The organism is Notoacmeibacter marinus (assembly GCF_002238045.1).
Classification (GTDB): domain Bacteria; phylum Pseudomonadota; class Alphaproteobacteria; order Rhizobiales; family Rhizobiaceae; genus Notoacmeibacter; species Notoacmeibacter marinus.
In genome coordinates, this window is record NZ_NBYO01000002.1 from 229,452 (window position 1) to 243,463 (window position 14,012).

The following is a 14,012-nucleotide window of genomic DNA, read 5'->3' on the forward strand; positions in this document are numbered from 1 at the left end:
TCGTCAAGCGCTCGCAACTGATCGGTCGAGGTGCTCGAAGTTCCCATCGTAAGGCAACCCCGTGTAAATCTCTGCCATAAGGGTCTGCGCCGCCGGTGAGTCACGGATACGCCGTAGTTCCACTTCCTGAAGCCGCCTGTCGAAGGGCGTCTGGTCCGGAAAGCGGTGCATCATGGAAGTCATCCACCATGAAAAGTGAATGGCTCGCCAGACACGGTCGAGCGCCCGCGCGGAGTATATGTCGATGCCGCGCTCATCATCGTCCTTCAGTGCGCTGACGAGGCCCTCGGCCAGATAACGCACATCGGACACCGCCAGATTGAGACCCTTCGCCCCGGTCGGCGGAACGATATGGCTGGCGTCACCGGCCAGGAAAAGCCGGCCATAGCGCATCGGCTCCGAAACGAAGGACCGGAGCGGCGCGATGGACTTTTCGACAGACGGCCCGGTTTCAAGCGTCTCGGCGGCTTCGTCTGGCAGCCGGCGACGCAATTCGTCCCAGAATTCGTTGTCGGACCAGCTTTCGGCCTTCTGATCGGCAGGGACCTGAATGTAATAGCGGGAAAGATTGGCGTTACGCATCGAAGCCAGCGCGAAGCCGCGCTCATGCTGGGCATAGATGAGTTCGTCACTGACCGGTTCCGTTCGCGACAGGACGCCCAGCCAGCCAAAGGGATAGACACGCTCATATTCGGTGCGCATGGCCTTGGGGATGGTTTGCCGACAGACGCCGTGGAAACCGTCGCATCCGGCCACGAACTGGCAGTCGATCCGGTGCTCAATCCCATCCTTGCGATAGGTGACGAACGGTCTTTCGGTTTCGATATCGTGTGGCTGCACATCTTCGGCTTGTTGCACCACGACAACGCCGTCGGACCGGTCCAGGGCTTCGTAGAGGTCACGCGTCACTTCGGTCTGCCCATAGACCATGACAGGCTGCCCGCAGGCTTTCATAAAATCGACGCGGAAGGCGGCATTCGCGGCCGCCAGAGAGACCCCCTCATGGACATAGCCTTCGCGGTCCATCCGCTCACCGACACCCGCCTGCCGAAGGGTTTCGACCGCGCCCCATTCCAACACACCAGCGCGGATGCGCGACAGCACGTAGTCACGGCTCTGACGCTCCAGCACGATGACGCTCGCACCAGCCTGGCTGAGCAGTCGGGCAAGCAGCAAGCCAGCCGGCCCGCCGCCAATAATCGCGACATCGACGTTCAATGGTCCGTCCTCCACAACTTCAAGATTAGCGCCCTTCCGAATTTGGAGAATGGACGGGTCGCACTTGAAGTTGTACTTTTCCAACATGGATACCGAGACCGAACCGCCTATTGTTCCTCCCTACGGCCTCTATGGTGAAACCCTCGGTTTTCCGGATATTTTACATTATGAGAAGACCCCATGGCGGGCCCGTTTCTACGGACATATAGCGCCACACAGCCATCCGAATTTGCACCAGTTCTTCATCTTGCGAACGGGCGGCGGAACGGTGACGCTGGATGGCGGACGTTACAATCTGGCGGACGATATGGTGCTGAACGTTCCGCCGGGCTGTGTCCATGCCATCGCGTTCGACGAGCGGTCCGTCGGCTCCGTCATCACGGTCCCGCGAGAGGTGCTGGACGAAGCCCGTCTGCCGCGCCAGGCACTCGCGGCCATCGCTTCGCCAAAAACGCTTTTCGCAAGTCCGTCGATCTGGCAATGCGTTGAGACGGTTCAACAGGAATATGGCGAAGGATCATCGGCGCTCCGCTCCGCCATTCTGCGCCATATGTCCGCTTTGCTGGCATTAAATATTGCGCGCATGACGCCGGCCGGGGTCGGCATGCACGACGACGCACCGCCACCCAACGCAAACACCAGGCTGGTGAGGCGCTTCACCGCCCTGGTCGAAGAGCACTTCCGCAATCATTGGCCGATTGCCCGCTACGCATCGACCCTGGGCGTCAGCGCAACCCATCTCGGGCGGGTCGTCCGCGCTGGGACAAGGAGTACGCCACGCATGATCGTCAGCGCCCGACTCCTGGTGGAAGCGCGGCGACACCTTGCTTACACGAACCGCCCCGTCCAACAGATTGCGGAAAATCTTGGCTTTGCCGATCCCGCCTATTTCACTCGCGTCATCCAGCGGAAGACAGGCCTTTCACCCACAGAACTGCGCCGACGACTAAAGGGCAGTTCGCCGGCAGTCGCTGCGGACAAAAGGGTCTGACATCAGAGTCACCGGAGCGCGTCGGGCCGCTTATGTCCAGAGGCTCGACGTGACGATCAGTTCGTAATCACCACGCGCATATTGCGCATGCCCACCTGACGGGTCCAGTTGTAGAGCTTCGCCGCATGGCTCGGATGAAGGCGAATGCAACCATGAGATGCCGGTCGGCCGAGCGAGCGGACCGCACCCGTGCCGTGAATGGCGTATCCGCCGTGGAAGAAAATCGAATGCGGCATCGGCGACATATCGTATTTGCGGCTGTACCACTGACGGTGCATCCGCTTGGCCGAATAGGTGCCGCGAGGCGTGTAGTAGCCTCGACGGGCGGTGGATACGCGCCAACGCCCCAGAACTCTACCATTCTTCAGGACAGTCATACGCTGCTGGGAAACATCGATCTTGGCAACGAGCTTGGCTGCGGAAGCGGAGATCGGACCGATCGAGACGATGAGCATTGTGAGAAATGCGACGAGTACTGACTTCATGGAACCCTCAAACTCACATAATACATCCCTTACCCGACCCAAAGTGACAGAAACACGTCAAGGTTTCATCACAAAATTGCCCCAAACGCTTCGGTTCGCCCTGACATCCGCGACGCCGTCCCGAGCAAATTTTTGAAAAAAACTTTCCGATCAATCCCTTAATAGAATCGTCCACGTCAGATCAATCTTTCGCGGAACAAGGCCAAGGATGGGTGTTTTGCCTGAAGCTGATCTGATCCTTCTCATCCTGCTGGGCGTTGCTTTCGCCGCCGGTCTCATCGACGCCATTGCCGGCGGCGGTGGCCTTCTCACCATACCGGCGCTCCTTCTGGCGGGGCTGCCGCCGTTGACAGCGCTCGGCACGAACAAGCTTCAATCCATGTTCGGGTCGGGGTCGGCCTGTTTGCATTATGCGCGGGCTCGGCATCTCGACTGGGGTCTTTGGTGGCCGTACGCTATCGTGTCCGGGATGGCCGCGGCCATCGGAGCCGGTCTTGCTGGCCTGTTGTCGCAGAACATTCTGGCGGCCCTTCTGCCCTTCTTTCTGATCGCGGTCGCCATATGGTTCGCATTCTGGAGAAGCCCGCCGCAAACGGAAGTCGAAACGCCTCGCTTGGGCCGAGCCGCCTTTGGTCTGAGCGCGGTTCCAGCTGTGGGTTTCTACGATGGGCTGTTCGGCCCCGGAACCGGCTCGTTTTTCGTTCTGGCCTTCACCACCCTGCGCGGCCAGAGTCTGCTTCGCGCCACCGCCCACACCAAGCTGATGAATTTCGCCTCCAATATTGGAGGCTTCGCCGCCTTCTTGGCGCTTGGCGCCGTTGACTGGCGGATTGGTATCGCGATGGGCGTGACGCAATTTCTCGGCGCACGGTGCGGCGCGGCGCTCGCCATCAAGGGCGGGACTTGGATCATCCGGCCGCTGCTTATCGTCATCTGTCTGGCGACGGCCGCACGTCTTTTCTCGCAGGCCGATCATCCTCTGAACGCTCTCTTGCAACGTCTTCTTGCCTGAAAGTTGAGGGACGGATTTTACCCTTTGATAAGGGCCCGATAACTCGGCAGTAACGAAGAAGGGCTACAAAGGAAAACGAAGCGGACAGCCGCTTCGGCGCTCCGGATCAGGTAATGCGTACCGGAGCCCGGTATCTTCGCAGAGTTTGTCGGCGAAGCGCCAGCGTAGAATGGCAAGGCCACGTTTCACCCGATCAAACGGCGAAACGTGGCTTTTGCGTTTTGGGTTGAAAAATTTCCTATTTGCACGCTTAAATTGCATTGTGATTCGTGGGGACCACATATGCTTGCGGCAAATCTCATTTTCTCGGTGCGAATCTTGATCGCTACGTTGACCGTTTCGGTCCTTGGCGGGGTAGTCCATGCGCAGGGCGTGGGAAGCGACCCATTTTCTAACGTGGAGGCCCGAGGTCTAGTCAGCGCGGCGAACCGACTGGATATCGGCACTGATCTAATGGCGCCTGTCACGGAAGCGCCCTATCGCGACGGGCAGGCTTTTCGAAAGGGTGACATTCTCATTCGCTTCGCCTGCCAGCGCTATCGCGCCGAATGGACCGCCGCTCAAGCGTCGTCGCATGCCGCCCAACTGGAACTGGCACAGAAATCGGAGTTGAGCCGCTACGGCGCGGCGGGGAAAGGCGAAGTCGACATTGCCAAGGCCGGTCTTGCCAAAAGCCGTGCGAACGCCGCCGCCCTGGCAGCGCGCTTGGAGAGCTGCGAGATCGTCGCGCCCTTCGACGGCCGCGTGATCGCACTGAATGTCTCGCCATCGGAGTTGCCGCGGAGCGATCAGTCGCTGATCAGCATTCTCGACGATCAGACCCTCGAGATCGAATTTGTCGCTCCCAGTCACTGGCTGCGTTGGATCGAGATAGGCCAGCCTTTCTCGTTCCGCGTTGACGAGACCGGCGAGATCCTGTCCGCGTCCGTTGCCCGGATTGCGGCCGAGGTCGACGCCGTCAGCCAGACCATCCGCATCATCGGACGCATCGAAGGCGGTAGGGGTCGGACCCTGGCCGGGATGAGCGGTACCGCACACATGTCGGTCGAAACGACTAGTGCGGTCGCTAAATGAACCGCCCGTCACCGTCATCCAATTTCGCCATTGACGACCAGACGACCTCCTGCGGCGAGGCCTCACCAGCGGCGATCGCCGCTTCGTTGCCACAAGGCCGGCCGCTACCTTCGTCGCGCCTTGCCGAGCTTCTTCGCTTCGAGGGTCTGTTGCGAGAGGCCCAATCCGACGATCAGCTTGGCATCACCATCACGACAGCTCTGAATTCCAAGCTGCTGCCCGGCCTGCAACGAGCCCTCCTCTTCGGCAGGGAACGCAGCGATAAGTTCCGTCTGCAACACGCCAGCTACGTCACCCGACCGGATCGGGATTCACTGCCCATGCAACGACTGGAACGTGCGGTTTGCAGCCAGGCGCGCTCACTTTCCGAAATCGCCGTTCTGGCGGCGGACGAGCTACTGGCCGCCCGGTCCGACGACGATGCACACTGTCAGGCACGGTCATTGATCTGCCCTTTCGTCGCGCTCCTTCCCCTGGTAGACCGGCGGCCATCAGGCCGTGGAAAGGCAGGTGAAGCATCGTTGATAGGTGTCCTGCTGCTGGAGTTCGACCGCGCTCCCGGATCGCACGATCCGATTCTCCAGCGTATCGCCGGAGCTTGCGGGCATGCCCTGTCGCTATTTGGCAAGACCCCGTCTGTCTTCGCGTCGATACGCTTGTCGCGTCTTGCCACGTCCGGTCTCATTGCCATTGTCCTTCTCGGCGTTATTCCCGTGCCGCTATCGGCCCTTGCGCCAGCGGAAATCGTTGCCGCCGATCCTTTCATCGTCGCAGCACCCATCGACGGGATTATCCGCACGGTGAATGTCGCGCCGAACAGCCTGGTGGCGAAGGACGATCTTCTCTTCACATATGACGACACCGAACTGGCGGGCCGCCAGGCTATTGCGCGCGAAGCGCTCGCTGTCGCCGCGGCGCGTGAGCAACGCCTGCGTCAGGCGGCTTTCTCCGATCCTGCTGCACGGCGTGAGCTGGCGGAGGCTGACGCACTGCGACGGGTCGCGGAAGCCGAGTTCCGCCAGGCAGAGGGCAGGCTTTCGCGTACACAGGTTCGTGCGGCGCAAGAAGGCGTCGCCCTGTTCGCTCGGCCGGATCAATGGATCGGCAAACCGGTCTCGACAGGCGAACGCATTATGGAGATTGCCGATCCGGACAGCATGCGGTTGCGCGCGGAACTGCCGATCGGTGACGCCGGTCTACTGGCGAACCGTCAGCCGCTCCGGCTGTTTCTGGAAGGTCGTCCCTTCGACCCCGTCGGCGGGCGGATCGTGAGCGCGGGGTATCGGGCGGAAGTCACGCCAGACAATCGGCTCGCCTATATTCTGACGGGCGAATTGAACGAGACCGACGCGCTGCGCATCGGCATGCGCGGAACGGTGCAGATCATGGGCGATCGGGTTAGCCTGGCCTATTACCTGTTCCGCCGCCCGATCGCCGCATTACGTCAGCGGTTTGGCCGGTAGCCGTGAAGGAGGCGGAACCTACTCCCGCCCTTCGGCAGGACCTGCGTTTGTGGCGAATGCGGAAACCCGACACCGGTATCCTTCTGGAAGACCCCGTCCGCAATTGCTTTTTCAAACTGCCGGACAGATTGGTGCCATGGCTGGCCGACTGGGGCGCTGGCGGCACATCTGCTTCGAGCCGACATCATCCTTCGGATGATTCCGGTAGGTCATCCAGAGGCGATCCCGAAGAACTACGCGCGTTTCTCCGCGACAATCAGCTCTTGGAGACCGACCACGTTCATTCGCTGTTCGCCGCCCACGACACGCCGAAAAGATCGCTCCTTTCGAAGCTCTTCCACGCCTCACTTTTTGCCCGCATTCCGCTGTTGCGGCCGCAGCTCCTGCTGGACCGCGCATGGCCCTATGTCGCGCCGGTCTTTTCCCGCAGCTTCGTCGCACTGACTGTGATCGCCGGTCTGCTCGGTCTCTGGTTGACGAGCCGCCAATGGGACGGGTTTCGGCGGACCTTTTCAGATTTCGCAACACTGGAAGGCATGTCGCTTTATGCCGCCAGCCTCATCGTTCTGAAGATCCTGCATGAATGCGGTCACGCCTTCATGGCGCGGCGCTATGGCGTACCCGTACCTCGGATAGGCCTTGCCTTCATGCTGATGACGCCTGTCCTCTATACCGACACCACCGGCGCCTGGCGTCTGCCGCGTCGCTCACGCATGATGATCGGCGCCGGCGGACTGATGGTCGAGCTTGTCATTGCGACCTATGCGACACTGGCTTGGGCGTTGTTGCCAGATGGAGCGGCGCGATCCGTCGCCTTTACCCTTGCCACGTTGAGTTGGGCCATGAGCCTTCTGGTCAACCTCAATCCGCTCATGCGATTCGATGGCTATTATCTCTTCTCCGACTTGATCGGCGTCGACAATCTGCAGCAGCGCGGCTTCGCAATGGCGCGCTGGACGTTGCGAAAAAGCCTCTTCGGTTTCGCCGATCCACCGCCGGAGCATCTTTCGCCGCGTCAACGTTCGATCATCGTCGTTCATGCCTACGCCACGTGGATCTACCGCTTCTTTCTCTTTCTCGCCATCGCCCTTCTCGTCTACCATTCGGTTGCGAAGGCACTGGGTATCCTTCTTTTCATGACGCATCTGGCTCTTTTTGTCGGCAAGCCAATCCTCGACGAACTGAAGCACTGGTATGAGCAACGCGGCCGCTTCCGTTTCAATCGCCACACGTTTGCGACGACCGCTGTCCTGACGTCGCTCGGCGTGGCGCTCTTTGCGCCCTGGCAGGGCACGGTCCGCGCGCCGGCGGTTCTGCGAGCCTCACAGGTTACCGATCTGCACCTGGCCTCACCGGCCTTCATCGAGAGTGTCGAAGACGTAAGGACCGGCGGCCAGCGACTCCTATCGATCAGGGCGACCGATCCGGATTTGGCCCATCAGTATGAAGCCGCCCGCGCCCGTCTCTGGCTGAGCGAACTACGCCTTGCCCGCATCGCCGCCGATACGCAGGAGCGCCACCAACGACAGATCTTTGCACGGCAGGTTGCCGCAGCCCGGTCCGAGCTGAACGATCTGAACGAACGGGCTATGGGTCTGCGCATCCTCAGCGCCGGTCGGCAGGCGCATGAAACCGATCTGGCATGGGTCTCCGAAGGACTTCATGAAGGGCGTTGGATCGCCTCATCCGCCCCGCTCGGCACGATCGTCCGGCAGGGACCGCCCGTTTTTATCGGCTATGTCACCGAAACCGAGCTGGAACGCCTTAGCCTTGGTGGCAGAGCCGCCTTTGTGCCGGATCATCCCGAAAGCCCTATCCGGAGAGGTGAGATGATCGGCATCGCCACGGCTCCGAGCGCGGCACTGGATCTGCCCCTTTTGTCCGGCGTCTATGGCGGTCCCATTCCCGTCGACGATGTCGGCGATCCTGGCCATGTGCCGATAACGCCGCGGTTCGCGATCGCCGTCCGGCTGGACGATTCGGGAGAAGCGCCGCGAATGGAACTGCGCGGGACGATGGTCGCCGAGGCGGATCGGAGGGCGCCCATAAGCCGCTACCTTCGCCATGCCGCCGGCGTTCTACTGCGTGAGTTTAACTTTTAGCGCTTCGTGTCAGTCGTCGGTAGTTCTTCTTGACCTGCCGAGCCGACGGATCGAGCGCTGCCCTTGTGGCCCGGTTCTGTGCATCCGACAGGGTCGTCACCGCGGACTGGCCGCTCATCAAATCATAGGGAAGCCACGCAGCGCGCGTAAAATAGGCAAAAGCCCCGGCCCAGGCGCCCACCTGCGCCGCTATGAGCTTTTCCGTCACGGCTCCGGTCGTCTCGGCGCGCTTGTCGGCGGGCAAGGCAAGCTCGGCGAGCATCAGCGGCATTCGCATGGCCATAACTGCGGGCACAAGGACAAATGCTGAATCAGCGGACCTGTTTTTGAACATAGGGGGACTTTCCGCCAAAGGGCGCTTGGGAAACGTTTTTGAAGAAAACGTGACAGGGACTGAACGCCTAACACGTTTCACAGTTCCTGGGCCATTGAGACATTCGTTAGTAGGCGTAAAGGCGCCTCTGCCTGATGCAAGCGACATCGACCCGTTTCATGCCGCTGTTACGAGTTGTGTTGAGCGCTTATCAATGAGTGCTTGCCCATTACGGCGTGGCCGCCTATCTGCGTGACCGCTAAACCCGAATTGCCCGGAGCATTGCTCGCATTGGATCTGCCCGCCCCCCAAAGGCCCCCCTATCGACGCCTCTCCGAGGTGCTTCGGCAGATCGAACCCGAAACCGATGGAAGCGTCGGCATTCGCAGGATCGCCGATGCGCTCGGCGACCGGTCCTTCGCGACCATCTTGATGGTCTTCGCTTCATTCAATCTCCTGCCATTGCCGTTCGGCACCAGTGTCCTTCTTGGTATACCGCTCGTCATCATCGCCTGGCAGATGGTGATGCGTCAGGATCGCGTCTGGCTACCCCGGTTCATTCTGAAGCAGTTCCTTCCGGCAAAGGCCTGGCGCTTTCTGATCGGGCGGATCGTGCCGATCATCGAAAAGGGCGAGCGCTTCATCAAACCCCGCTACTGGCCAGCCAATCGCGCCGGAGCGGAGCGGATGATCGGCTTTCTTCTGCTCATCCTTGGAATCGCGGTCGTCGTGCCGATCCCATTGGGCAACTGGCTTCCCGCCCTCGCCTGCTTCACCGTTGCCCTGGGCTTGTCCGAACGGGATGGCATCGTTCTGGCAATCGGCGCACTGATCGGATTGGTGTCGCTGATCATCATCGGTATCGTTCTGTCCGGCGCGGGCTTTGCGATGGAATGGGTAAGCGAACAGATCGAATCGATGCCGGACGACCCGCCGCCTTTGTAAGGTAGCGCGAATGGCACTCTGGCTCCTGAACTAAGCGGTCGCATTGAAGCCGGCGGCATCGAACCTGTTCTGCGCGTGATCCAGGCGGTCGGCGGGCAGCGGTCGGGCAATCAGGTAACCCTGTATCTCATCGATACCCATTTCGGCGAGCGTGCCAAACTGCTCCTCGGTCTCGACCCCTTCGGCCGTGGTTCTGACCTTCAAATTATGCGCAAGGGAAACGATGGCCCGAACGATGGTCATCGCTTCGGCGGAAACCATGGCCTCGGACACGAAGCTGCGATCGATCTTCAGCTTGTCGAAGGGAAAGCGGACGAGGTGCGACAGCGATGAGTACCCTGTTCCGAAATCGTCCAGGGCGATCGATATGCCCATCTCGCGAATGGAATGCAGCATGTCGATGATGTGTTCGGGGTCACCTTCCAGCGCGGTTTCAGTGATTTCCAGTTCCAGACGGCGGGCCAGCAGACCGCTCTCGCCGAGAGCGCGCGGGAGAACTGCAAGTAGAGAGAAGCCGTTCAGCTGATGCGGCGACAGGTTAACGGCGATATGAATGTCGTTGGGCCATCCGGCGGCATCCATGCAAGCCTGATGGAGAACCCATTCGCCGATGCCGGCAATCATGCCGCTCCGCTCAGCAATGGGAACGAATTCGCCCGGAGAAACAGGGCCGAATTTCAGATTGTTCCATCGCAGAAGCGCTTCATAACCGGTGATCTTCCGGGTTTGGCTGTCGACGAGCGGCTGATAGTTCAATTCGAACTCGTTGCGCTTCAGAGCCGTGCGAAGTTCATATTCCAGCTCTTGGGCGCGTTGAGCGAGCGCATCCATCTCCGGCGCAAAAATACGATAAGACGATCCCGCCAGGGTTTTCGAACGATATAAGGCAAGGTCGGCATTGCGATGGATCGTATGCCGGTCGACACCGTCACGTGGCGCGACGGCCAGTCCTACAGAACAGTCTACCTCAAGCACATTGGGCCCGAGGCTCAGCGGTTCGTCTAGAGACGAAATGAAACCCTCGGCCATTGCGATGCCGCGGCTTTCGCCCTCGCCCGTTGGTGCCGGCAGCAGAACGCAGAATTCATCACCACCAAACCGCGCTATACACGCATCGTCCGGACTGGCTGTGCGCAAGCGCCGGCCGATCTCCTTCAGCACCTCATCGCCGGCCTGATGCCCGAGCGTATCGTTGACCATCTTGAACTTGTCGATATCGATCGTCAGCAGGGCGAATTCCCTGTTGGCTTCCGAGACTGTTTCGATGAGCATTTCCACTTCGCGCTCGAAACTGGCTCTGTTGGCCAGTCCCGTCAGCGGATCGTGCAGGGCCAGGAAGTGGAGATGCTGTTCGGCAAGGTAGGTGTCGGTGATGTCGGAGAAACTGCCGCGCATTCCGATGTAGCGATGATCGGTATCGAGAACCGGGCGCCCGGAGACACGCCAGTATCGCCACGCGCCGTCGAGTTCCACCGCGACGACGATGTCGCGAAAGGGTAACCGGTTCTTCAAGGCCTTGAGAAGCGCTTTCGGCATTCGGCCATGAGCGCGTTCCTTTTCGCAAATGGCTGGATCCTTCAAGCTCCGATAAACCGCGGCCGGCTCCAGCGAATAGCCGCGCGTCCTGCTATCCTCAAGGAATTGTGGTGAGATGTGGTTGAGTTCGCCATGCTCGTTCACGCTCCACATCCAGTCGCTGGACGTGTCTTCGAAATCCCGAAACAGAATGCGAAAAAGTTCCCGGCTCCGTTCCAGTTCGAACCGTTTGACGAGGCCCTCGAAATAGGCGTTCGAAATTTGCCGAATGGCGACGATGATGCCGTAAGCGTAAAGCAGGAGCATCACAGATACGCCAACTGCAGCCATGCTTCCCCGTCCGATCAATCCAATCAGGCATCCGGCCGCCATGATGAGGACCAGCGCAGCGGCATGGCGTGGCGCCATGTACAAAAACAGGCTGTTAAAGGCCATATTACCGCACGCAAGGCCGCAAACGAACAGCAGAAGCTCGCCATCGGCGATAGGAAAGAAAATTGCCGGAACCGCCGCCCATATTATACTTGCGGCAACCAGGCTGACGGTGCCGCGAGTAGAGATCCCTTCGAACGAATTCATCCGGTAACGGCCGATTTTATGTCTCAGCAATCGCTCCGTGAAGACAGCCGAGAGAAAAAGCAGGTAGCAGAGCGCCCATAGCCATATCCGGTCCGAAGAAGCGGCAAACACGCCAACGCCCGTTACCGTGACAGCGCTGACGGTGCCGGCAACCTTTATGAACTGATAGTTTTCCCTGACCCGAATCCTGCGCTCGGCATCGATCCGCTCGAGCGTCTTTTTATCGGTCAGATTCGCAGTGGGATCGGAAACCAGCAGGGATAGAAAGCGCGATGTAAATTTCGCAAACATCGATCACTGCCACCCCAGATAGATTTCCATAGGCCGTCAAGTTTAGCAGCAGCCAACTCTTATGATGTTAAGTTTCAAGGGCGATCCGGATCAAACGGCATTGGACTTAGCGGGGGGTTAACGCCATGACGGGGCGCATTGACCCGCCTTTCCGCTTTGGGCATTGAGGACGCACAGGGAATGGGTCGGGGTAATTCAATGATCGCAGGGACAGGCCGCCAGCATCGCGGCTGGATATGGGTTGGCTTACCCGGAATTCTTATCCTTGCGACCACAACATTGCTGTTCGGTATACTACTGGTTGTACAGCGGGTGCCGATCGGTCCGATGTACTGGGATCTGTACATCTATTTCGATGCCGTCCAGCGGCTGCGAACCGGTCAGATTCCGGCCGTCGACTTCTTCATGCCGGCGGGGCCGCTTTTCTATTGGATATTCGACGGCGCACTGCGTGTTCTGCCGAACGCGCAGCCGCTTCTCCTTATAAGCTGGTCCGTTCTGCTGATCACCGGTCCGGCCATGGCGGTCGCCTGTACGGCGGCGGCACGGCGATCCCTCACGGAAAGCCTTCTCTACCTTCTGCCTTTTCTTCTGTTCACCGCCCTGCCGTTCAACACGCAGGAATATTACCCGTTTCCTGGCTCCGACGGCTTTGGCATCTACAACCGGCATGGTGCGCAGTTGCTTTACGTGCTGGTCGTGACCGTCCTGGCCCTGCGCAACACCTTTCTGATGGCGGTCATGATCGCCATTCTCATGCTGGCGCTGTTCCTGACCAAGATTACGGCCTTCGCGGCAGGCGGACTGGTCTGTTTCTTTGCGCTTGCCACCCTGCGCATTCCGTTCCGCCACGCGCTTATAGCGGCCGCGATCTTCCTGATTACACTGACAATCTTGGAATTTATCTATCGGCTGCCGTCGGCTTACCTCGTCGACGTCCTGACTCTGATAAGGATGAATGAGGGGTCGCTTCTACCGCGTTACATGCAGGGCGCCTCCATGAATATCGTGCCGCTGCTTGGCGGCGGCGTTCTGGCTTTATTGACCTTGGGGTGGGCGGCGGGTGGCGAAATTCCCGCCGACGGAGCACGCTGGATGCAATGGCATGAGCGCGTTGCGGCACGGCTCGACCGGCTGGGGCTTTGGATCATCGTAACGCTGCTTGCCAGCCTGATCTATGAAACGCAGAACACAGGCAGCCAGGCGATGATCGCCGCGATCCCGCCGGCACTTCTCGCTTGCCAGCGGATCATGCAATCCGAACGGTCGATGGCCAGCGTCGTGCGGGTGGCAATGGCCGGACTTCTGGTGATGCCGCTGGCCGGTGTCGTCATCGAAAGAGCGGCACGGACGTGGGTTGGTGCGCTGAAAAACGAGGCGATCGCCGCACCCAATCTGAAGACGATTGGGCACGTTACCGCCCGCCCCTTCTTTGTTCGCCAGGCCGAGGTGCATCTAAAAGTTGCACTGCAGCACAGGGATACCTTCGAAACCTTTATCGAAGAAGGCGAACTACCCAGTCCTCTTCGCTATTCCGACTTCGAATTCCAGATCCGCCTGATATGGATGATGGACGCGCTGGTGCGCCAGCTTCGCCAGATCGAAGAGCGGCACGGCATTCGCTTCGATACCATCATGACGCTGGATTTTACCAATCCGATAGGCTGGGCGATGGATCGGAACGCGCCGAAACATATTCCAATCGGCGCAGATCCGAACCGAACGGTGCCGGAACCGGATGCCAGGATCATCGAAGCCGTGCAGGCGACCGATCTTGCGGTATTGCCGACTTGCGCACCACGCGCCAATAGCGCCCATCTGCTGCGCATCTACGGCTCCCATCTGAAACAGCATCGGCGCGTGCGGCTGACGCCATGCTATGACGGTTTCGTCCATCCACGTTTGGCCGGATCGCTCGCGTCACAGCCTTCCTCATCGGCTGAAACGCAGGAAGCCGGCCCGCAAAGCGAAACCGGCTCCCTTGACTTGCAACAGTAGAGTTC

Annotated in this window: 11 protein-coding genes; 7 read left to right on the top strand and 4 right to left on the bottom strand. The window is 59.9% G+C overall.

The window, feature by feature from the left end:
- Nucleotides 1-3 precede the first annotated feature (3 nt).
- Nucleotides 4-1,218: a 4-hydroxybenzoate 3-monooxygenase gene (gene pobA / locus B7H23_RS09290; protein ID WP_094077696.1), complete on the bottom strand. Its 1,215-nt coding sequence runs from the start codon at nucleotides 1,216-1,218 to the stop codon at nucleotides 4-6.
- Nucleotides 1,219-1,282: 64 nt separating this feature from the next.
- Between pobA and B7H23_RS15890 the strand changes: the two genes are divergently transcribed.
- Complete coding sequence (locus B7H23_RS15890; protein WP_158215802.1) at nucleotides 1,283-2,209, top strand: helix-turn-helix domain-containing protein; 927 nt, start codon at nucleotides 1,283-1,285, stop codon at nucleotides 2,207-2,209.
- Nucleotides 2,210-2,265: 56 nt separating this feature from the next.
- Here B7H23_RS15890 and B7H23_RS09300 read toward each other — a convergent pair whose 3' ends face one another.
- Nucleotides 2,266-2,694, bottom strand: coding sequence for a L,D-transpeptidase (locus B7H23_RS09300; protein WP_094077158.1), 429 nt, complete (start codon nucleotides 2,692-2,694; stop codon nucleotides 2,266-2,268).
- Between the two features lie 208 nt (nucleotides 2,695-2,902).
- On the opposite strand from B7H23_RS09300, the gene B7H23_RS09305 reads away from it, so the two are divergent.
- The 4 genes from B7H23_RS09305 to B7H23_RS09320 all read left to right on the top strand — a co-directional run bounded on the left by B7H23_RS09305 (nucleotide 2,903) and on the right by B7H23_RS09320 (nucleotide 8,345).
- Nucleotides 2,903-3,706, top strand: a complete 804-nt coding sequence (locus B7H23_RS09305; protein ID WP_094077159.1) for a TSUP family transporter — start codon at nucleotides 2,903-2,905, stop codon at nucleotides 3,704-3,706.
- 207 nt (nucleotides 3,707-3,913) lie between these two features.
- Complete coding sequence (locus B7H23_RS09310) at nucleotides 3,914-4,780, top strand: efflux RND transporter periplasmic adaptor subunit (protein WP_143534750.1); 867 nt, start codon at nucleotides 3,914-3,916, stop codon at nucleotides 4,778-4,780.
- Complete coding sequence (locus tag B7H23_RS09315) at nucleotides 4,777-6,243, top strand: efflux RND transporter periplasmic adaptor subunit (RefSeq protein ID WP_094077161.1); 1,467 nt, start codon at nucleotides 4,777-4,779, stop codon at nucleotides 6,241-6,243. Before B7H23_RS09310 ends, B7H23_RS09315 begins: the two co-directional genes overlap by 4 nt.
- Nucleotides 6,244-6,299: 56 nt before the next feature.
- Nucleotides 6,300-8,345 (top strand): zinc metalloprotease, encoded by a 2,046-nt coding sequence (locus B7H23_RS09320; protein WP_094077162.1) that lies wholly within the window; start codon nucleotides 6,300-6,302, stop codon nucleotides 8,343-8,345.
- Here B7H23_RS09320 and B7H23_RS09325 read toward each other — a convergent pair.
- Nucleotides 8,335-8,616: a hypothetical protein gene (locus B7H23_RS09325; RefSeq protein WP_139943666.1), complete on the bottom strand. Its 282-nt coding sequence runs from the start codon at nucleotides 8,614-8,616 to the stop codon at nucleotides 8,335-8,337. The two genes, B7H23_RS09320 and B7H23_RS09325, sit on opposite strands and share 11 nt — an antisense overlap.
- A 294-nt stretch (nucleotides 8,617-8,910) precedes the next feature.
- On the opposite strand from B7H23_RS09325, the gene B7H23_RS09330 reads away from it, so the two are divergent.
- The gene (locus tag B7H23_RS09330; RefSeq protein WP_158215803.1) at nucleotides 8,911-9,603 is read left to right on the top strand and encodes an exopolysaccharide biosynthesis protein; all 693 of its coding nucleotides are present in this window, start codon (nucleotides 8,911-8,913) and stop codon (nucleotides 9,601-9,603) included.
- Between the two features lie 30 nt (nucleotides 9,604-9,633).
- Here B7H23_RS09330 and B7H23_RS09335 read toward each other — a convergent pair whose 3' ends face one another.
- Nucleotides 9,634-12,009, bottom strand: coding sequence for a putative bifunctional diguanylate cyclase/phosphodiesterase (locus B7H23_RS09335; protein WP_094077165.1), 2,376 nt, complete (start codon nucleotides 12,007-12,009; stop codon nucleotides 9,634-9,636).
- 327 nt (nucleotides 12,010-12,336) lie between these two features.
- Between B7H23_RS09335 and B7H23_RS09340 the strand changes: the two genes are divergently transcribed.
- A complete protein-coding gene (locus B7H23_RS09340; RefSeq protein WP_094077166.1) occupies nucleotides 12,337-14,007 on the top strand; it encodes a hypothetical protein in 1,671 nt (556 codons plus the stop codon).
- Nucleotides 14,008-14,012 lie beyond the last annotated feature (5 nt).

What these genes read in the sequence shown, in the direction of transcription:
- B7H23_RS09300 (WP_094077158.1), bottom strand. Translation starts at nt 2,694, where the DNA reads ATGAAGTCAGTACTCGTCGCATTTCTCACAATGCTCATCGTCTCGATC.
- B7H23_RS09305 (WP_094077159.1), top strand. Translation starts at nt 2,903, where the DNA reads ATGGGTGTTTTGCCTGAAGCTGATCTGATCCTTCTCATCCTGCTGGGC.
- B7H23_RS09315 (WP_094077161.1), top strand. Translation starts at nt 4,777, where the DNA reads ATGAACCGCCCGTCACCGTCATCCAATTTCGCCATTGACGACCAGACG.
- B7H23_RS09320 (WP_094077162.1), top strand. Translation starts at nt 6,300, where the DNA reads ATGCGGAAACCCGACACCGGTATCCTTCTGGAAGACCCCGTCCGCAAT.
- B7H23_RS09325 (WP_139943666.1), bottom strand. Translation starts at nt 8,616, where the DNA reads ATGCCGCTGATGCTCGCCGAGCTTGCCTTGCCCGCCGACAAGCGCGCC.
- B7H23_RS09335 (WP_094077165.1), bottom strand. Translation starts at nt 12,009, where the DNA reads ATGTTTGCGAAATTTACATCGCGCTTTCTATCCCTGCTGGTTTCCGAT.
- B7H23_RS09340 (WP_094077166.1), top strand. Translation starts at nt 12,337, where the DNA reads ATGTACTGGGATCTGTACATCTATTTCGATGCCGTCCAGCGGCTGCGA.